At 71.0% G+C, this 19,205-nt stretch carries 13 protein-coding genes and 1 pseudogene; 3 read left to right on the top strand and 11 right to left on the bottom strand.

The features are described from left to right. Positions 1-78: 78 nt before the first annotated feature. From STRIP9103_RS37135 to STRIP9103_RS50320, 5 genes are all read right to left on the bottom strand, one after another. On the bottom strand, positions 79-2,280 hold the full coding sequence (locus STRIP9103_RS37135; RefSeq protein WP_009333255.1) for an endonuclease: 2,202 nt from the start codon (positions 2,278-2,280) through the stop codon (positions 79-81). Between the two features lie 62 nt (positions 2,281-2,342). Further along, on the bottom strand, positions 2,343-3,491 hold the full coding sequence (locus tag STRIP9103_RS37130) for a hypothetical protein (protein ID WP_009333299.1): 1,149 nt from the start codon (positions 3,489-3,491) through the stop codon (positions 2,343-2,345). Further along, the gene (locus STRIP9103_RS37125) at positions 3,488-5,089 is read right to left on the bottom strand and encodes a hypothetical protein (RefSeq protein WP_009333311.1); all 1,602 of its coding nucleotides are present in this window, start codon (positions 5,087-5,089) and stop codon (positions 3,488-3,490) included. Before STRIP9103_RS37125 ends, STRIP9103_RS37130 begins: the two co-directional genes overlap by 4 nt. A 27-nt stretch (positions 5,090-5,116) precedes the next feature. Further along, a complete protein-coding gene (locus STRIP9103_RS53230; protein ID WP_009333289.1) occupies positions 5,117-6,604 on the bottom strand; it encodes a S8 family serine peptidase in 1,488 nt (495 codons plus the stop codon). Positions 6,605-6,651: 47 nt separating this feature from the next. Beyond that, a complete protein-coding gene (locus STRIP9103_RS50320) occupies positions 6,652-6,960 on the bottom strand; it encodes a hypothetical protein (RefSeq protein WP_009333307.1) in 309 nt (102 codons plus the stop codon). 244 nt (positions 6,961-7,204) lie between these two features. On the opposite strand from STRIP9103_RS50320, the gene STRIP9103_RS37115 reads away from it, so the two are divergent. Continuing rightward, positions 7,205-9,577: a glycoside hydrolase family 2 TIM barrel-domain containing protein gene (locus STRIP9103_RS37115; protein ID WP_009333297.1), complete on the top strand. Its 2,373-nt coding sequence runs from the start codon at positions 7,205-7,207 to the stop codon at positions 9,575-9,577. Next, entirely contained in the window at positions 9,567-9,836 is a 270-nt protein-coding gene (locus STRIP9103_RS37110; RefSeq protein WP_141580538.1) for a hypothetical protein, read from the top strand. The genes STRIP9103_RS37115 and STRIP9103_RS37110 overlap by 11 nt, the downstream gene beginning before the upstream one ends. Here the strand turns inward: STRIP9103_RS37110 and STRIP9103_RS37105 are convergent. From STRIP9103_RS37105 to STRIP9103_RS37085, 5 genes and pseudogenes are all read right to left on the bottom strand, one after another. Then, a pseudogene (locus STRIP9103_RS37105) lies at positions 9,814-12,683 on the bottom strand (helix-turn-helix transcriptional regulator). The gene STRIP9103_RS37110 and the pseudogene STRIP9103_RS37105 overlap by 23 nt on opposite strands. A gap of 133 nt (positions 12,684-12,816) precedes the next feature. Further along, on the bottom strand, positions 12,817-14,082 hold the full coding sequence (locus STRIP9103_RS37100; RefSeq protein WP_009333257.1) for an alpha-L-fucosidase: 1,266 nt from the start codon (positions 14,080-14,082) through the stop codon (positions 12,817-12,819). A 115-nt stretch (positions 14,083-14,197) separates the two neighbouring features. Next, positions 14,198-15,067 carry a geranyl diphosphate 2-C-methyltransferase gene (locus STRIP9103_RS37095; protein ID WP_009333279.1) on the bottom strand — a complete coding sequence of 290 codons (870 nt, stop codon included), beginning with the start codon at positions 15,065-15,067 and terminating at the stop codon, positions 14,198-14,200. 45 nt (positions 15,068-15,112) lie between these two features. After that, positions 15,113-16,516: a family 2 encapsulin nanocompartment cargo protein terpene cyclase gene (locus STRIP9103_RS37090; RefSeq protein ID WP_048821660.1), complete on the bottom strand. Its 1,404-nt coding sequence runs from the start codon at positions 16,514-16,516 to the stop codon at positions 15,113-15,115. A 2-nt stretch (positions 16,517-16,518) separates the two neighbouring features. Beyond that, on the bottom strand, positions 16,519-17,949 hold the full coding sequence (locus STRIP9103_RS37085) for a family 2B encapsulin nanocompartment shell protein (RefSeq protein ID WP_009333261.1): 1,431 nt from the start codon (positions 17,947-17,949) through the stop codon (positions 16,519-16,521). A gap of 276 nt (positions 17,950-18,225) precedes the next feature. Between STRIP9103_RS37085 and STRIP9103_RS37080 the strand changes: the two genes are divergently transcribed. Next, on the top strand, positions 18,226-18,645 hold the full coding sequence (locus tag STRIP9103_RS37080; protein WP_009333271.1) for an SseB family protein: 420 nt from the start codon (positions 18,226-18,228) through the stop codon (positions 18,643-18,645). Positions 18,646-18,697: 52 nt separating this feature from the next. Here the strand turns inward: STRIP9103_RS37080 and STRIP9103_RS37075 are convergent, their stop codons facing one another. After that, entirely contained in the window at positions 18,698-19,099 is a 402-nt protein-coding gene (locus STRIP9103_RS37075; RefSeq protein WP_009333301.1) for a MarR family winged helix-turn-helix transcriptional regulator, read from the bottom strand. Positions 19,100-19,205: the final 106 nt, after the last annotated feature.

Raw genomic sequence — 19,205 nt, 5'->3', positions numbered from 1 at the left:
TGGCGTGATCAGTCGGCGGAGGTACAGGGGGGCGCGCCGGGCCACGGCGTGCGGCTGTGCGAACCGGGTGATCGCGGCTCAGGGCCAGACGCCGGAGAAGTCGATCTTCTCGGCCCACTCGGGGTGGTCTATCAGCGGATTGCGGTTGCCCTGCACTTCCGCGATGGCGGCGTTGCGGTGCAACTCGTACTCGCTCACCTGCTCGTTCTCGTGCCAGGCCAGCAGGGTGGGCAGCCGGTTCTCGGGGAACTCGCGCGGGGCGTCGCCGACCATGCCGGGGTAGCGCAGCAGGAAGTACAGGGTGGCCCGGGCGACCGCTCCCTTGCCCTCCTCCGGCTCAAAGCCGATGTCCTCGCGCATCCCGCAGGCATCGCGCACCGCTTCCTCGAAGCCGGGGAAATCGAAGTAGGGGAAGTTGCCGCGGAAGCTGTTGCACCCCACTTCGCAGGCGAACAGATGATGGAGGTCGCCCCGCATCGGCTCCCTCTTGGTGAACCACGACTGCGGCACCACGTGTTCGCAGTTGAACGGCATCGACGCCTCCAGAGCGTCGAACTCGGCCTCGAACTCGGCCGGTCCCGCAGTGCCCTCGTGCCGGAAGAGTTCCTGGATGCGCGCCAGCCGGGCCTGCTCCACGGCGGCGTCCGCCCGTATGAACTCCTCGGCGGAGAAGTCCCTGCCGGAGTAGATGCTGCGCAGCCGGCCGTCCTTGTGCAGGTCGACCCAGGGATAGACGAGCCGGATCGGCTTGTACTTGGGTCGGGGGGAGTGGGTCTCCTCCAGCAGCTCGGTGAGTGCGCGGCGCAGCGCCTCGCCGTTGTCGGTGCCGATGTCCGCGTAGTAGGCGTCGCGGGCGGCGGCGTCCGCCGACCGGTCGTAGTACGGCCGTTCACGCGCGAGCCGGTGGTTGAGCAGGGCCGCGTCGACGTCCTTCTCGACCGCGGAGGCCGGCGCGGGAAGAGACGGCGCGGGCATACGGCCGGGCGGCGGGGTGGCGACGGTCGCCACCGGACGCGCCGAGGTGTCGAAGCCGACGCTGATCCGCAGGGGGACGGTGAGATGGGCGGTGCCGTCGGCCACGTACGCCTGTGCCCCGTCGGGTCCCGGCAGGGTCGTCGCCCCGTCGGTCGAGGGCGCGGGTGTCGGCGGGAGGTTCTCCACGGGGGCCGGAGCGGTCCCGGCAGGTGCCCCGGCGGTCGGCGCGGAAGAGGTCCCGGGGGTGAACACCTCGTCGCGCAGCCGGGCCGCCGCGCCGGTCAGGGTGATCTCGTTCAGGGCGCGCAGCACACGGCTGATCCGCACCCCCTCGTTGGCCTGCCACGCCAGCCGGTCGTCGCCCATCTCCGGCGTCCAGACCGTCCCGTCGACGCTCAGGGGCCGCCCGTCGGCATCGGTCTTCGGCACGGCCGAGTGGTGCAGTGCCACGACCTCCCACTGGTCGTTGAAGACCGGCGAGCCCGAGGAGCCCTCACGGGTGTCCGACTCGTAGTGCAGGAAGCGGTCCAGGATGTCCACGACCTGGTTCTCGCGCAGCGCGAGCTGCTTGGGCTCGCCCCTCGGGTGCTGGATGATGTTGACGAACTCCCCGACCACGACCGTGCCCTGCACTTCACTGAGCGTCAGTCGGCCGAACGAGGACAGCGCCTCGCCCCGGGCACCGCGTTCGGCCACGGCGACCAGGCTGAAGTCGAGGCCCCGGTCGGTGACGAAGAACCGGTGCGGCTCCAGCTGGAAGACCGCCGGTTCGAGCGGGCGCCCGTCGATGCCGGCCTGGAACGAGAACGCGACGGTGCTGCGGTGGGCTGTTTCCCGGCCGCGCAGCACATGGTTGTTGGTGAGCAGGAGGGAGGGGGACACCAGGAACCCGGTGCCGTGGCCGCCGTCCGGTCCGCTGATGGTGATCCTGCCGACGGAGCGGGAGACGAGGGCGCCCTCCTCGAGGAACGCGACCGGAGTGAGGTTGTTGCGCCCGATGAGGCGTTCGAGTCCCAGAACGTCGCTGCCGAAGCTCTCCGGCGGTAGCCGTAGGGTGCTTCCGGCCGCTGTGACCGGCTCCGAGGGCTCCCGTTCGATCGCCCGCGCCAGCGCCCAGTCGGCGCCGAGACGGGCCAGTCGCTTCTCGACCCGCTCCGGCTCGTCGGCGTACAGCACGCCTCGTGTCCTGAGTACCTCCCGGTTTCTGTCCCGCTGCCCGGTCCGGTGCGCATAGCGTTCCGCGGCCGTCGTCAGCTGTGACAAGTAGTCCGATTCCGCTGGGGAGAAGAGTTCCGCCGTCGTCATGGATCCGCCTCCTGACCTGCTCGACATATGGCGGTGGCCGTCCGGCCGCGCGGCGCGGTGCGCTACGACGAGAGCCGGGTGCTGCGGGACGTCCGGCCGGAATGTGTCCCGAGGTAGCCGTGCGCGGCGAACGCGCTCGGTGCGAAGGAGCCCGGCGTGACGTCGCCCGGTGCGGTGAACTCCGCGCAGGCGGTCTGCGGCTGAACCGTGCTGCGGCCGATGCGGCAGGCGGTGGCTGTGAGTTTCACGGTGACGAAGTCGGCGATCTGGGCGCCGAACTCGATGGGCCTGCCGGCGATGGTGATGTCGCCCACCGTGAAGTCCCGGTCGGGCGGCACCTCGTAGACGGCACGCACCGGGAAGTTCGCGGCGCCGCGTTCGAAGGTCCAGAAGCTCTTCGGGTCGGAGTCGTCGGGAGTGCTCCACCCGTCGGTGGCCAGGTCGTCGAAGTAGATCCCCACCGGGTCGCTGAGCGCGATGTCCGCCTTCTGCCGGGCGACGGAGTTGACGACCTCGCCGATGTGCGGGTCGCTGTTGCGGTCGGCCACACCGTACTTGCCGCAGGCGATGAGTTCCTGGGCTCCGGTGAGTTCCCGGCCGCCGATGACGCGGCGGATCGTCGCGGCGGCGGCGAGTTCGATCTCCGCGCCGAGGGTGTTGGACTGCTGGATGAGGTGCATCGCGCCCTGTGTCGTGGAGTCGTTCCACTTGTTGCGCCGCACGTACCGGCCGTCCGGGCCGAACAGATCGGTCTTCCGCACCGCCGGACCGATGTGCGCGCGGTAGAGGTCGAGGACCTTTCCCGGATTCGTCCGGGCCAGCACGTCCCAGTACTCGGGGCCCTCACAGGTGAAGGTGACGCGGGTGATCCGGCCGGCGTCGTCCCGGGTCACGCTCCACTCGCAGTACTCGTCCTGAACGTCGCGGCTGGCGTCGGCCCGCTGCCAGCGCTGCCGGTCCGAGATCGCGGACCTGAGGCGGTTGGGGAAAGCGGTCCAGGTGACGGCCGCCTCGACCGCGTCCGGGGCGGTCTCCGTCTTCGTGAGGTTGTAGAACTGCGGCCGGGGGCTGTTGTGCAGCATCTCGGAGGGGTCCGGTCCGTCGATCGCCCGGTCGACGCTGTCGCTGATGAAGACGTGCCACGCCTTCGTCCCGACGTCGTCGAGGTCGGTGAGCCGGCCCGGAGGCCCGTACGCGTTGATGACGGTCATGGAGAACCTCCGGTGGTCACGGCAGAGACGGTGCCGTCCTCGTTCATGCGCAGCGGTGGCGCGTCGGCGGGGATGTCGGTCGTCGGCAGGGTGAGGGCGAACTCGTTGAGCCTCGTCTCCTTGAACGCTCGGCGGCGCGACTCCGCCAGTCGTGTGCAGTCGTGGAAGCCCGACGTCGTGCGGATCCGCGCGGCGACCTTCTCCAGGTAGGCGTCCACCCGCTCGGCGAAGACGCCGCGCCAATCGGCTTCGGGGAGCGCCCAGTTGCGGGCGAACTCGCCCTCCGGACTGTCCGCGGGCAGTGCCGGGGCGGCGGCGACGATCGCGGCGGCGATGTCGTCGCACCAGGTCGGGACGGGCACGGGCGCGGTGGGCACGTACCGCATCAGATGGGCGCGCGCCGGGCTGAAGACCGGATCGGTGAAGTCCACCATCAGCGCGCAGGCCGCGAACCTGGCCGGTACCAGGCCCTTCTGCACCAGTTGCCGCACCACCTCGTTGTCCTCGAACGCGGCCTCGGGGACGACGAAGGCGAAGAAGGTGTCACCAGGCCGTGAGAAACCGCTCGCCCGCTCCTGAAGCCGGAAGCCGAAGACCGCGAGGCTGTCGACGTACAGGGACGCGGGCACGGCCGGCGCGGTCTGCGTACGCACCGGCAGGCCGAGGTCGTCGATCAGGGCGTCGGCGTTCAGCCAGAAACCCAGGGGCAGGACGAGGTCCTTGCCGCCCGGGGCGACCGCAGCGCTCTGCGTGGACGTACTGGCGAGGTTGACGGTGGTGCTGGTGAACAACTGCCGCAGCAGATGGTCGGGGTGACGCACCATGCCGTCGTCGACGACCGCCGACAGACGTGCGGTGGTCCACCGGGAGACGAGGCCCTTCACCGTGAGCTCCAGGCGCTCGGCACCGATGACCTGCCGATGGAGGGGGTTGCCGCGCAGTGGGTCGTCGGGGGCCAGTTGGATCGTCGCCGACATGGACTGCCAGTTGCTCCAGGGCTGTTTGAGCTCCTTCATGACGACGCTGCCGTTGACGTGGCTGTCGAAGCAGCCCTTCCCCCGGGACTCGGGTGCCAGCGCCGACCAGGAGTCGCCGGTCCACACCCAGGCCGGCGAGATCCGCATGTAGTAGTTGAACACCAGGGCCACCGGGTCCCAGGCGGCGACCTGGAGGAAGACCGAGCCGGGATCACTGCTGACCAGCAGGTCCGGGTCTTTGCCCGGTGCCGCGCGGGAGACCGCGAAACGGAAGTCGCGCCGCAGTCCGGGCGCCTTGTCCGGGGCGATCTGCCCGGCCTCGCCGATCAGATACACGGACTGCGCCGGAAGCTCGCCGGCCTGTGTGAGCCCGTCGAGCACTTCCTCCAGCGTCATGGGCCACCGGCCCCGCCGGAAGAACACCGTGGCCATCGGATCCCGCAGCCCCGCCGTCTGCTCGGCGCCCATGGGTACCGGGCCCCGATCCACACCGCTCACCCCGCGGTACAGCGTTTCCGGCCGCAGCCCCTCGTGCTCGTCCGCCGCCGTCACCGCCGCGCAGGACGACGACGGCCACGCGGTCGCCCGCCGGCGCTCGGGGGTGCGGTCCCACAGAGCCATGGCTGATCCTCGTTCGCTCGCGGACCGCTACGGGAAGTGGTCGCGGACGTAGGACAGCGCCGCGTCGACGTTCACCAGACCCGCGCCCGTGGCCTCGTCGGGGCCGAACCGGGCCTGGCGGTTGAATCTTGGATGGTTGGTGCCGATGGTGACGTCGACCGCGGTCTCGACGAGCGCCTCGATGACCTGGGCGGGGGTGAGCCCGGGGCGGGCGCCGAGCAGCACCGCCGCCGCCCCCGCGACCTGGGGCGCCGCCGCCGACGTACCGGAGAACAGCGCCCATCCGTCGTCCTCCGCCGTACCGTCACCGGGGTCGGGCAGCCGTCCGTCGAGCTGCGCGCGGCTCTCGGACACGTCGAGCGCGCAGCCGGGGGGCACCGGCAGCATGAGGTACTGCGCCCGGGGCCGCATGCCGACCAGTCCGGAGACGACGGGTACGACGACGCCCTCGAACCACGGGCTGGCGTAGCCGCTCGCGTAGTCCGAGGCCCGCAGCTCAAGGCCCGGTCCCACGTACACACCGCCGACGGACAGCACACCGGGCACCTGCGGTTCCATCGCGAACTGTCCGTTCATGGCCGAGAAGACCACGGTGATGCCCTGCTCCAGCGCGTCCTGGATCTCCAGTGCGAACACGTTGTCGTTCGGCGAGGGCGGTCCCACGGGTGGGAACGTCCGCGCTCCGCCCCAGGAGTTCGTGAGCACCTGCGGGCGGTCCGCCTTCGCGCGGATGAAGGCCGTGTAGGCGCCGGTCAGACTGCCGTGGTTGTCGCTGGCCCGGTAGGGGTGGAGTTCGGCTCCGGGTGCCACGGCGAAGATGTTGGCCGATTCGCCGGTGCCGTGCCCGATGGGGTCCTGCACCGGACTGGTGCCCGGCAGGACGGCGACCGTGGGGCGGACGTCGTAGCCGTGCACGGAGAAATAGGTGTGCGGGAACTGCCCGGTGTCCACCATGGCGACTGGCACTCCGGCGCCCACCTCGCCCCGGGCGTGGGCCCGGGTGGCGCCGAGCAGCATGGCGACGTCGCCGGGCAGTCGGAGGTGGAACTTGTCGACGTTCGGCGGCTGGGCCGAGGGCACGAGGCGCGCGGGCGTACGCGGCGACTCCAGGGCCACGGCCTCGATCGCGTCGGTGCCGGGCACATCGCCCACCCCACGGGCCTCGGGCTGGCGGTCGCCCACGATGTCGAGTTGCGTCACATAGCGGATGTGGTCCATCTCGACCTGGCGCAGGGCCTCGTAGGTCTCGATCCGGCCGCCGGTCAGTTCCTCGTACGCCTCTGGTGGGCCGCTCACCGCGAACCCCAGCCGGCTCTCGGCCGTGATGGTCAGTCCGGCCGCCTCGGCGTAGTCCTCGGCGCGTTGCCGACTCTCCGCGTCGGCATGGAAGGGCTGGGCCGAGTCCCAGTGCGTGGCCTCGGTCATCGGCACCCCGCCCAACGATCGGGCGGACACATAGCCGTACACGGTCTCCGGCGCGGGTTGCCCGTACCGGGGTGTCATCGGAAGCGTCATCGGTCCTCCAGAGTCGCCTTGGGGGAGGGCGACCGGACGGTCGTCGCTCAGTCCGGGGAGGGGGTGTCCACGCCGAGAGTCGGCAGGGGCAGTACGGTGACGGACCGTACGGTGTCCCGGAGCGCCTGGGGGACGGGAAGCGACCGAGGTTGCGTACGGTCCCCCGGGGCGTCGCCGAAGGCCTCGGCGAACCGCCCGCCGGTTCCCGTGAGAAGAACGCCGGCGGCCATGGGTGTCACCGTGATGCCGTGCCCGGTGCCCCACTCGGCCAACGCGCCCACTGACGCGTCGGCGTGCAGTTCCACCAGGGCCTCGACGAATTCCTCTCGGGGGCCGTCGCTCCGCTCCGCTGCCACGGGGTCTCCGGTGTCTCCTCGTGTCGGGTGTCCCCTCTTCGATGCTGACAGGCGCGACAGGTATTCGCAAAAGGGTGCATTTATGTACTCGGCTCTCCTCCTGCAACTCGATCCGGGCCCTCATGTTTGACGGCAGGTGTCTTGACGTGTCGTCGGGAGGCTTTCTGTCATGTCTATGCCAGTTCAGCATTCTGCTCGAAGTTCGACATGTCGAACTTTCATGGAGAGGTGACAAGGAATGGCGATGAGGGAGACCGGCGCGTTGACGCGGCGGAGGGCACTGCAGTTCGGCGCGACGGCAGCGGGTGCGGTGGCGCTGGGCGTCCAGCAGTCGGTCCGGTCGGCCGCCGCGACCGAGGCGGACGTGTCGTCCGCGACCGGTCGGTCACGGGAGCGGTCGTTCGACGAAGGCTGGCTCTTCTTACGCGGCGACGCCGACGGCGCCCAGGAACCGTCGTACGACGACCGCTCCTGGCGCACCCTCGACCTTCCGCACGACTGGAGCATCGAGGACCTCCCGTACGCCACCTCCACCGACGGCGGCGCGACCAGCTTCCCGTCCCTCCTGGTGCCCAAGGAACCCGACCCGGCGTGGCCCACCCCGCCCCAGGTGATCGGACCGTTCGACCCGCGACGCAGCGAGAACGGCGGCTCGATCGGCTACACGGTCGGCGGCGTCGGCTGGTACCGCAAGCACTTCGAGATCGCGGATCCCGCCCACGGCCGCCGGTCACATATCGAGCTGCGGTTCGACGGGGTGTACCAGAACGCCGACGTCTGGCTGAACGGCGTCCACCTCGGCTTCCACCCCAACGGCTACACCACGTTCGCGTACGACCTCACCCCGCACCTCGACCCGACGGGCACGAACGTCCTGGCCGTCCGGGTCGACAACAGCGGCCGCAACAGCCGCTGGTACGCGGGCTCGGGGATCTACCGGCACACCTGGCTGACGGTGACCGGGCCCGTACGCGTCCCCCTGTGGGGCGTGCATGTGACGACGCCCGAGGTGAGCACCGGCCGGTCGACCGCGCATGTGGAGGTGTCGGTCGCCAACCTCGGCACCACGTCGTCGTCGGCGCAGGCGCGGGTGACCGTCCTCGACCCGCACGGGAAGGCCGTGGCCGTACGCACGGCGCCCGCCCGCGACGTCGACGCGGGCGCGACGGCCGTCTCGGAACTCGACCTCCCCGTCAGACGGGCGGCGCTGTGGTCCATGGACTCACCCAGCCTCTACACCGCGCGCACCGAGATCCTGGTCGCCGGGCGGGTCGTCGACACGGTCACCACGAGATTCGGGATCCGCTCACTGGAGTGGAACGGCGAGGCCGGCCTCCTGCTCAACGGCGAGCCCGTCAAGATCATGGGCGGCAATGTCCACCACGACCACGGCCCGATGGGCGCCGTCGCCCTCGACCGCTCGGAGGAACGCCGGGTCGAGATCCTCAAGGAGGCCGGCTTCAACTCGATCCGCACCGCCCACAACCCGCCGACCCCGGCGCTGCTCGACGCCTGCGACCGGCTGGGCATGCTGGTGATGGACGAGTTCTTCGACGTCTGGGACACCGGCAAGAACCCCGAGGACTACTCCGTGCACTTCGCCGAGTGGTGGGAGCGCGACCTGACCGGCACGGTGCTGCGCGACCGCAACCACCCCAGCGTGGTCATGTGGTCGCTGGGCAACGAGATCACCGACCGCACGGGCGGCCACCGCGGCGCCCAGCTCGCGGCGAAGCTCCGCACCCTGGACACCACCCGGCCCATCACCCTGGGCGGCGGCTCCACCCACTCCGCGGACGACCCGTCGTGGAACTACGTTGACATCGGCGACGTGCACTACAACGCCAACGGCAAGGGCTACGCACAGATGCACGCCGCCCACCCCGACAAGGCGATGACGCACAACGAGACGTTCCCCGCGACGATCCACCAGGACATCAGGTTCGCCGACGCGCACGACTGGGCCGTCGGCACCTGGATCTGGGCCGCCTGGGACTACCTCGGCGAGGCCGGCATCGGCAAGACGCCCATCCCTCCCGTGGGGACCGGCGCGACCATCGGCGACCAGAGCGTCATGCCCGGCTGGTCCATCTCCCGGGAACTGCACCACGGCTGGGGTGGCTTCGGCTACGCGTACCCCTACTTCCAGGGGAACTGCGGCGACTTCGACCTGATCGGGCAGCGCAAGCCGCAGAGCCACTGGCGCGACGCGGTCACCGGACGCAGCCCCGTGGAACTCCTCGTCGAACGCCCCACCCCGCCGGGCACCGAGCAGGTCGCCCTCTGGTGGGGCTACTTCGACGAACTGGCCGGCTGGACCTGGGACGACGTCCAGCCGGGCCACCCCATGACGGTGCACGTCTACACGGCGGGTGACAGCGCCCGGCTGCTCCTCAACGGCGTCGAGGTCCCCGGCGGCCCCAGGGCGCCCGAGCGCTCCATGGCCACCTTCACCGTGCCGTACGAGCCGGGGGAGTTGACGGCCGTCGCCGAGCGCGACGGCAAGGAGATCGGCCGGACGACACTCCGCACGGTCGGCGCCCCGGCCGCCCTACGCCTCGTCTCGGACGTCAAGACCCTCACCACCGGCCGCGACCCTCGCCCATGTGCTCGTTGAGGTGGTCGACAGCCACGGCCGGGTCTGCCCGGACGCGACATACAAGGTGACCTTCGAGATCGACGGCGCGGGAGAGCTGGCCGGCGTCGCCAACGGCAACCCGCACAACGTCGACAGCTTCAAACGACCCAGCCGCTACACCTGGCACGGCAAGGCGCTCGCCATCCTCCGCCCGGCGAAGCGACCGGGACGCCTCACCCTCGTCGCGAGGGCCACCGGACTGCGACCGGCGACCCTCACTCTGCCCGTCCGCCGCTGACCCCCAGTTCGTCGCGGACCTGCAAGGCGGTCAGCGCGGCGCGGGAGGTGACGCCCGTCTTGCGGTAGATGCGGGAGAGATGGGTCTCGACCGTGCGCGGGCTGAGGAAGAGCCGTTCGGCGATGGCGGGGCTGGTCAAGCCCTCCGCGACCAGGGCGGCGATCTCCCGTTCGCGGGGCGAGAGGGACGACAGTTCGAGGGACGCCGATTCGGGGTGCGCTCCCGCGTGGTCGCTGTCTCCCTCTTCGCCGTCCACTGCCGCCGGGGCTCCGGCCGAGCCGGACGGTGTGGCCGCCTCGGGGACGACCGCCGGCCGGAGCGCGTCAGCGAGGCCCGCCAGCAGGTGGGCGCCGCTTCGGCACTCAGGCGCCGGGACCGTTCCCACATGGCGCGGGCCCGCTCCGCGCGGCCGGCGGCTGCGGTGAGGGGCGCGCCCAGCAGGAGCGTATGCGCCTCCCACATCGTGGTACCGGCCCGGACCGTCTCCTCGGCGGCCTGTTCGAAGAGTTCGGCCGCCGCTGCGACATCCCCTTCGCCGAGCGGTATGTGCGCCCGGCTGCGCAACGCGGACGCCCGCTGTGCCGGGATGCCGAGGTGCTCCGCCTCCTTGCGGGCCCGCTCGGCCCACAGCCGGGCCTCGTCATGGTCCCCGACGGCGACGGCGGCGGTGACGAGGATCTCCAGGAACAGCGGCCGCATACACGGCTGGAGCCCACCGAGATCCTCCCCGCCCGCCCGCAGTACGGCGGCCCGGGCCCGCTCCGGATCACCGGCGTGGATCGCGGCGTATCCGAGCATGCACCAGGCGATGGACGCCCACCAGCGGGTGCCCGTACCGGCGCGGGCGACGGCCTCCTCGGCGGCGAGCGCTCCGCCGTCACCCGGGGGGAGCGCGGGGATCAACGCCTGGGTCTTGGCCGCGAGGACGAAGGCGAGGAGTTCGTCGCTGCCGATACCCCGGGCGATCGTCTCCGCCTCCTCGGCGAGTTCGACCGCCGACGGCAACCGCAGTGTCTGCACCTGGACATGGGACTTGCACAGCAGCAGATGCGGCATCACATAGAGGCGTCCGCCCCGGCGGGCGATGGCGAGACCGCGTTCGGCATGCCGTTCCGCGTCGGCGTACCGGTCCAGGAACGCCTCCGCCCAGCCGAGCCGGGCGAGCGGCTCGCACAGCCCGGCGAGATCACGGTCGGTGAGGGAGTCGATGAGCGCGGCGGCCCGGTCGACGGCCTCCGCGGCGACGGCCGTGTTGCCCTCGTACGACTCCCCGAGCGCGGTGATGGCGAGCGCGCCCGCCTCCGCGACCTCGTCGCCCAGCGACCGGGCCAGTTCGAGGGTGCGGGCCACGTCGTCGCGTACGTCGGGGTAGGAGCTGGCGTGCGGTGCGGACGAGCCCAGTTCCAGGCCGAGTTCCACGGTCTCGGCCGTGGAGAGGCCCGAGCCCCGGGCCAGTTCACGGCGGAGCAGGGCCACGGCCTCGGCGTAGCGGCCGAGATGGCGCTCCATCACGGCGCACAGGGTGACCGCCGAGACCCGTACGCCGTCGCCGGTGCCCGGTGGCGACAGACTGATCACCTCGTGCAGCAGGTCCCGGCTCTCCCGCAGCCCACCGCAGACGCCGAGCGCCTCGGCCCGGCGCAGCATCAGGTCGCGCCGCAGCGCACCGTACGCCGGCCGGTCGGGCAGATGGGCGAGCGCGACGCCCAGCCAGTGGGCGCTGCTCGCGGGCGCGGTGGCGGCGGCCTGCTCGGCGGCCTCGGTGAGAACGGCCACGGCGGGCGGATCCCAGCCGGTCAGCGACCGCTCGACATGGTGCGCCCGCTCGGTGACCGGCGCCCCGATACGGGCGAGTTCGGCGGCGGCGAGATGGTGCATACGGGTGCGCAGCGTCGGGTCGGTGGTGTCGTGCACCAGCGCCCGCAGCACCGGGTGGCGCAGCGCCCAGCGGCCGTCGGGCCCCGGTCTCGCGAGATCACGGGCGGCCAACTCGCCGAAGTCGGCGTCGAGTTCGCTCTCGTGCCGACCCGTCACCGCGGCCACCAGCGCGGGTGCCGCGTGGTCGCCGAGGACGGCGATGGCCTGGGCCGTCCTGCGCTGGGCGTCGGTGAGCGGCGTCAGCTCGTCCAGCAGCAGTGAACTCAGCCCCGCCGGCCGCCGGGCCTGGAGCAGCGCGAGGAAGTACAGCGGGTTGCCCTCGCCGGCCGCGTACAACTCCGCCGCGAGACCGGACGGCACGCCGGGCGCCAGCGCCGCCAGACAAGCACGCTCGTCGAGTGGCCCCAGCTCCAGCCGCAGCACCGTCCCGGCCTCCACACCCCGGAAGAGCGCGGCGGCCAGGGGGGCCGAGGTCTGCCGCTCACGGCGGGCCACGACGATCACGACGGGCGCGCGGCGCGGTGGATGCCGTACGAGATGGTCCAGCAGCTCCAGGGAGGCCGGGTCCGCCCAGTGCACATCGTCCAGGGCGACCACCAGACCGCCGCCCGCCGCCGCGATCCCCACCAGGTGATCGGTCACCCTGCGCTGGAAGGCGAAACGGTCCGTGGGGTGACCGTCGGCGAACGGGGACGGCCACTCGGACCCGGCGTCGAGATCGAGATCCGCGAGGGCGTCCACGAGGGGCTGATACGGCAGATGCCGCTCGTACTCGGTGGCCCGCCCGCGCAGCACGGTCATGCCCCGCTCCCGTGCCCGCCCACAGAACTCGGACACCAGCCGGCTCTTGCCGATCCCCGCGGCCCCGGTGACATCGACGACGACCGGCCCACGGCTCCCCTCGCCCAACCGGTCGAGCACCTCGTCGAGCCGTGCCAGCTCCCCCTCCCGGCTCACCAACGGAGCCACGTCCCACGGCACTACGCCCCCCGAATGCCCCGATGTGTCGAACCTCCGGTCGAATGTCGGCGATTATACGTACCACCCGACATATCGCCGGGTGCTCACCCACACCCGCGCCCCTGTCCGCGCCCACGGCCGGTCAGTTCCGGCCCGCCCCCCGATACAGGTCCAGCTCCCCTTCCAACTCCACGGCGATGACGGTCGCGTACGGGTCGAGGTCGGCCTCCCCGGGGGCGTCGATCCAGGTCACGCCGGGTACGGCGTCCAGGCCGCCGGTGACGTGGTGGCCCAGTTCGGTGCCCGTGCCGAGGACCGTGGCCCGCTTGACCCGATTGCGCAGTCCCCGTACGGACACGGTCTCGCGCGGAGTGTCGAAGCAGATCAGATACAGGGTCCGACGGTCGGCGGACAGGGTGCTGGGGCCGTAGTGGTGTCCGGCGGGCAGCCCGGCGACGGTGTCGTACACGGCGTCGGAGTGCCGCGCGATCCACGCGCCGAGGCCCTCCATGCGCTCGATCTGCTCCTCGGGGATCGTGCCGTCCTCGCGGGGCCCGGCGCCGAGCAGCAGATTGCCGCCCATGCCGATGGTCTCGGCGAAGTACCGCACCAACTGGCGCACCGACTTGAAATCACGGTCGTGCGGGCGGTGGCTCCAGGAGCCGTTGATGGTGAGGCACAGCTCCCACGGACCGTCCGGGGCCTGCAACGGGGCGCCCTGCTCCGGAGTGGCGTAGTCGCCGAAGCTGAGCATGCGGCCGTTGAGGACGGTGTCCGGGTTTCCCGCGAGGATGAGGTCGGCGAGGTCACGCATCCGCCACTGTTCCTCGGTGCGCTCCCACTCCCCGTCGAACCACAGCACATCGGGACGGAAACGCTCGATGAGTTCACGGACGTGGCCGTCGCGGTACGTCAGATAGCGCGCCCAGGCCTCCGGGTCCTCCTGGCCGGGCTCGGCGTGCGAGTAGCCGTTGGCCGGGACGACATGGGGTCCCGGGTGCCGTTCGGTCGGGTAGTCCGGGTGGTTCCAGTCCGAGTGCGAGTAGTACAGGCCGACCTTGAGGTCCCGGGCGCGCAGCGCGTCGACGAAACCGGTCACCAGGTCACGGCCGGCGGGCGTGTCCCGGACCACGTCGAGATTGCGGTGGTCGGTGTCCCACAGGGCGACGCCGTCGTGGTGCTTGGTGGTGAGCACCGCGTACCGGGCGCCGACGCGGGCGAACAACTCCGCCCAGGCGTCCGGGTCGTAGTGGGAGGCGGTGAAGCCGTCGAGCTGTTTCATGTACTGCTCGTGCGTCATCTCGCCGTTGTAGAAGGACCAGGACTCGGCGGCCCCACCCACGGCGTAGACCCCGTAGTGGATGAAGATGCCCAGCTTGGCAGCGGGAAACCAGGGTTGCATCGGCATGCCGCCACGCTAGGCGCGGCGCGGCGGCGAGCGCGTGGGCGTCGGTCACCATTACTGGTTCGTTTTCACCATGCCGAGGCCCGGGTGCGCCATCACCCGGGCCCCGCGCGGGACGTCAGATCCGGTCCGCCGCGATCAGCAGATAGTGGAAGCTCCCCTCCTTGTACGCGGCCAGGAACGCCTCCTCGATGCCCGTCGCGACCTCCGACCGGGCCCGCAGCTCCCAGTAGGGAATCGTCGCCGCGGTCAGGTCGACGACGTTGATGGGGACGAGGCCGTGCGCGGCCATCGCCCGGAAGTACTCGCTCCGGGGGTGGATGTTGCAGGTGTAGTGCTCGTCGATCCTGCTGACGGCCTTGGAGCGCATGCCCGTGACGTCGTTGGAGCAGCCGGTGATGCAGACGTACCGGCCGCCGTACTCCAGCAGCCGGGAGAACTCCTCGTACAGCTCGAACAGATCGACGTACATCGTGGTCTCGTTGGTCCAGATCGCGCGCCGTGAACCGGTGGCGAAGCCGGTGTCGAGCATATTGCGGAAGTGGAAGCGGACCTGTTCGGAGACCCCGCGCCGGGCGGCCTGCTCGTTGGCGAAGGCGACCTGCTGCTCCGAGATGCTCACCCCGTCGACGTGGCAGCCGAAGCGGGCGTTGGCCATGATGCTGGTGCCGCCGCGGCCGGAGCCGGCGTCGAGGAGGTGGTCGTCGGGCTTGATGGTGCCGAGATGGTCGAGGAGGACGTCCGCCTGGGCGGTCTCCAGACGGTGCATCTCCTCGATCATGCGCTGTTCGCGGGTCTCGGCCGGGCCCTGGAGGACGGACGGGTCGTAGTCGCCGAGGCCGTAGTGATGGTGGTACAGATCGTCGACCTCGCCGAGGCGGAGGTTGACCGCGTTCTTCTCCGCGTTCCAGTAGTCGGCGACGGACTTCTGGTACTCGGTGCGCAGGACCTTGTCCATCGCGGCCAGTTCCATGTCGGTGACAGGCATGGTGAAGCGAACTCCTTGCTGTGGGTGGTCTTTGACGAAGGTGCGTCAGTCGGCTGTGGCATAGCGGCCGCTGCTCGCGTGCCACTCGCGGCTGCCGCCGACCCAGGCCCATGTGCTCGCGAAGAACCGGCGCAGCTCGGGGGAGCCGGTCGCGGCGAGGGCGGCGGCCTCGGCCTCGAAGGTGAGCATCAGCTCGTTGTGGATGTCGACGGTGCGGTCCACCGCCTCCTCCAGGGAGCACTGGTCCTCGATCGCGATCAGCCGGGGGAGGCTGAAGTCGGTCGGGTCCTCCTTGCCCATGGAGTACAGGTCGTTGACGATCACGCTCGCCGTACCGGCCAGGGTGAACGCGCGACGGACGCGGGGGTCGGCGAACTCGGCCTGCGGCACCTCGTACCCGGCGATCGCGTCGACGAGCACCATGCACGGGATGAAGCTGTTCTCGTGCCGGTGCATCAGGAACTCCCAGACCGGCGGGGTCTGGCCCGTGGTGTGCCAGACGCCCTCCTGGCCGTAGGCGACGAACATGATGCCCAGCTCATGGCGGAGCCGGCGCACCTGTGTCGTCGTCGCGTACCGGGCGAGGTCGTCGAGACCGGAACGCAGGGCGCGGCAGACGGGGTCCGCCTGGACGGCCTCCTCCAACTGGGGCGCGTACGCCAGTGGGAGGTTGGCCTGGTCGATCACCGAGTGGGCGATCGCGAGGCGTTGTCCCAGCAGGTCGTGCCGGGCCTCCTCCACCTCCCCGTCGACATAGTGGTCGTCGACGGCCCACTCCGAGAGGGCGCACTTGGCCGCCGCCAGCAGCCGGTCGGGGTCGTCCGACTCGGGATGCGCCAGCATGATCAGCCGCCCGAAGTCGGCCCTGCGGATCTTGTCCAGCTGGCCGGGGTAGATCCCGACCTCGTCGGCCCACTCGACGAGGCGTTCGGTGACGGTCTCACCGAGGGCGCGGTCGTCCCGGACGGCCGGAGGGCAGTGCAGTCGCCGTACGTGCTTGTCGGAGGCGGCGTCCTGCTGTGGGGGTTCCTCTTGTGGAGGCGCGCCGCCGATGCGGAGCCGGGCACCCGATGTACCGAGACCGGTCGGCCCGATGGGGAGGGCGGGCCCGGACGGTCGTACGGCGGTGGAGAGGCCGGCTCCCCGCGAACGTACGGCGGTGGACGGACCGGCTCCCTCCGCGCGTACGGCGCCGGTCTGCGCGGAGGCCGGGAGAAAGGCCCCGGCCGCCCGGCCTGCCATCACCTCCGCGAGCCGAGCCGCCGACGTGCCCGGGCCGTGCGGTACCGGGAGGGGGAGCGTGCGCCGTGACGGTGGCCGGGTGACGGACCTGGACCCGACGGGCCTCAGCCGCGCCGACGCGGCCGGCTTCGCCGACAGCAGCGCCCTGACCAGCCCCGCCACGTCATGACCCGCCGCGGGCGCCGCCGCCCGGGAGATCAACGACATCGTCAGGACCCGTTCGTGCGGTGGACCTCGACGTTCTCCAGGACGCCCAGCGCGTCGGGGACCAGAACGGCCGCCGAGTAGTACGTGCTGACCAGGTAGGAGATGATCGCCTTCTCGTCGATGCCCATGAACCGGCAGTTCAGCCCCGGCTCCACCTCGTCCGGGATGCCCGTCTGGTACAGCCCGATGACGCCCTGGTCGTCTTCGCCGGTACGCATCGCGATGATCGACGACGTGTTGGCCGTGGTGACCGGGATCTTGCCGCACGGCAGCAGCGGGACACCCCGCCACGCGGGCAGGTGGTGGCCGTTGACGTCGATGCCGCCGAAGTAGATGCCCCGCTTGTTGCACTCGCGACCGAACGCGGCGATCGCACGGGGGTGCGCGAACATGAAGCGCGTGCCGCGCCGCATGCTCAGCAGCTCGTCGAGGTCGTCCGGGGTCGGCGGGCCCGAGTAGGTGGAGATCCGCTGGTCGAACTCGCAGTTGTTGAGCAGCCCGAAGTCCTTGTTGTTGACCAGCTCGTGCTCCTGGCGCTCGCGCAGCGCCTCGATGGTCAGCCGCAGCTGCTGCTGGGTCTGGTTCATCGGCTCGTTGTAGAGGTCGGCCACCCGGCTGTGCACCCGCAGCACGGTCTGCGCCACGCTCAACTCGTACTCGCGGGGCTTGAGTTCGTAGTCCGCGAAGGTGCCGGTCAGCGGGGCCTCGCCGACATGGCCGGAGCTCAGCTCGATGTCCTTCTCGCCGGAGCGGTTCACCTTCTGATGGCCGTTCGAGCTGATCCGCTGCACATGGGCGCGCAGTGCCTCATGCCGGTCGGCGACCGCCTTGTACGCCGACAGCGGCAGCGCGAGGATCGTGGTGGCGGTCGCCGCGCGGGCCGTGAACTCCCACTTCCTGCCGGAGCCGGAGAGGACCTGCCCGCCGAAGGTGTCGCCGTCGGCCAGCAGGCCGGTGACCGTCTCGTAGCCGTACGGACCTTCGCCGAGCTTCTCCACCTTGCCGTGCGCGATCAGGTACACATGGTCGGCCTTGCGGCCCTCCTGCACGATGACCTGGCCGGGCTCGAACTCCTTCTGCGTGAACTTCTCCGCCAGCGCGCCCAGCGCGTCGCCGTCCGCGAAGCCGCGCAGCAGTGGCAGTTCGCCCAGCTCGGCCGGGACGACCTGGACCTTGGCGCCGGTCTTGATGAACGAGACCCGGCCGTCGCCGAGGGTGTACGACAGGCGCCGGTTCACCCGGTAGGTGGCGCCCGGCACGTTCACCCACGGCAGCATCCGGCTCAGCCAGCGGGAGCTGATGCCCCGCATCTGGGGTTCGGACTTGGTGGTGGTCGCGAGATTGCGGGCCGCCTCCGTACTGAGGCTGCTGAGCTGCTCCCGCTCGTCCGCGGCGGCGCTTCCCGCGGTGGTCGTGGCTGTTTCGAGGGGCATGGATGACCTCTCTCATGGGATTCCGGGACGCGCGACTACTCCTCGCTTCGTCACGCTCCGTGTATATGTATCGGAGATTCGTGACGGTGAGTAATTGATTGAGGGGGCGTGCGAGAGCACGTCTCACCGGAACGTGCCCCCTCGCGCGCCCTCGCGTACAGCGGGCGCCTCGCCGGGGCACAGGAATGTTCGGGTTCCGATCGGGTACGCGAGGGGCGTTGTGCCCGGGGCGGATCCTGTCCCGGGTGGCCCGTCCGCCACTACCCGGGATCTTCCATGGACATATCTTCCAGCGACCGCATCGCGTCGCAGCCCGCCTCACCGGCCCAGTGGGCGCTGACCGCGCTCTCCCTCGACACCGGCGACCGGGGCGCGCTGGCCACCCTGGCCGGCAGCGATGTGTTGGTGCCCGTGCCGGACGACGCCGACGACGTGGCCGCGAGCGACCCGACGACCGTGGCGCTGCCCGTCCTGGAGCAGCCGGGCGGCGGAGAGGCCGTGCCCGTGTTCACCTCGGAACCGGCCATGGCCGCACTGCTGCCCTTCGTCTCCCGCTACCGCCTGGTCCCCCTCGGCGCCCTCGCCTCCCAGTGGCCCGACGACGACCTCTCCCTCACCATCGACGCCGGCTCACCCCACGGCCTGACCCTCGCCGCGCACGACGTGGCCCCCCTACTGGGGCGGTACGGCATCTGACCCGGACGGGACTCCGGGCGGAATCACAGACCGTGCAGACCGCGTGGGCGTATCAGTCCTGCGGCAACGTCCGGGCCAGGGCATCCCGCTGCAGGGGCAGGACCTCGGTGTGGAGGTCGCGACCCTTCTCGGTGAGCGCGACCCACACCCCACGCCGGTCCTCCGCGCACATCGACCGCTCCACCAGGCCGTCCTTCTCCAGCCGCCCGATCAACCGGGACAGCGCGCTCTGGCTGAGGTGGACCTTCTCGGCGATGTTCTGCACCCTGCACAGATCACCGGCGCTCGCGGCGGCGGCCGTGCCCGACGCGAGGATGTCGAGCACCTCGAAGTCACTGGCGCCCAGGCCGTGCGGATGCAGCACCCTGTCGATCTCGCACATCGTGCGAGCGTGCACCGACAGAATGTCCCGCCACCGCTCCTCGAGCCGAGCACCGGCCGTGTTCACTGCCATACGTGCACGGTAACAGAGGGCGGGGTCTTTGTTGCCGCTGCAAATAGTGCGGCTGCATTTTCTTGCCCAGGTCCGCCTGAGAGCTCGGGTGGCTGGGGTTGCGGGG

The sequence above is a fragment of the Streptomyces ipomoeae 91-03 genome, from assembly GCF_000317595.1.
GTDB lineage: Bacteria > Actinomycetota > Actinomycetes > Streptomycetales > Streptomycetaceae > Streptomyces > Streptomyces ipomoeae.
The sequence above is the reverse complement of the archived record's forward strand: the minus strand, read 5'-3'. Positions and strand labels throughout refer to the sequence as shown.